Genomic DNA, 632 nt, shown 5'->3' with positions numbered 1-632 from the left:
ACCCGCCACTCGGATGCGTCACGCTCTTGGAGTCGTTTCAGGGTCGTGTGCATCTCTTTGCGGAGATGCTTCGCTCTACTTCCGCTACACACGAACGGGTCAGTCGGAGAACCGTCCTTGAGGGCACAGCCCGTGATGAGGGCGTTTTCTCCGATGTCTAAACCGATGTGCGTGGCGTCACCGTCCGTCGCTGGTTCTTCGACCGGGTACTCGACGGTGACGTGCAGTACCCAGTTCTTCCGATGCTTCTGAAGCCGTATCTCGCCCGCCTTCGCGTCCTCCGATACGAGGTCGTGCCAGAGGTCTTCCTGCTCGGGGTTGATACGGAGCGGTATCCAGAAGTTCGTGCCCCGACCGGGACGGGGAACCCACCAAGTGAACTCGTAGTCGCGTTCGGCGGAGTGGTCGAACTTCGCGGCTTGGTTCGTGAGCCGTACCGGGTGGCCGTCGTCCAATTCCTTGGCGTTGTACGTCTTGCGGAGTTTCGGGACGTAGTTGCAGAGAGCGGCCTTCGCTTGATACGGAAGGTCGTAGGGCGTCACGATGTCGCTCACCGCCGACATGGTACTTGCCCCTGCGTCGAACGCCTCTTGCAGACCGTCACGGTACGTTTCAAGCAAATCGTTGAGTTT

General features: G+C 59.8%; 1 pseudogene. It reads right to left on the bottom strand.

From position 1 onward, the window contains the following. Positions 1–632, bottom strand: a pseudogene (locus tag IEX72_RS15065) (RNA-guided endonuclease TnpB family protein); the annotation flags it as partial.

Origin of the sequence: Halobellus salinus (genome assembly GCF_014646875.1) — an archaeon.
Lineage (GTDB): Archaea > Halobacteriota > Halobacteria > Halobacteriales > Haloferacaceae > Haloquadratum > Haloquadratum salinum.
The sequence above is the reverse complement of the archived record's forward strand: the minus strand, read 5'-3'. Positions and strand labels throughout refer to the sequence as shown.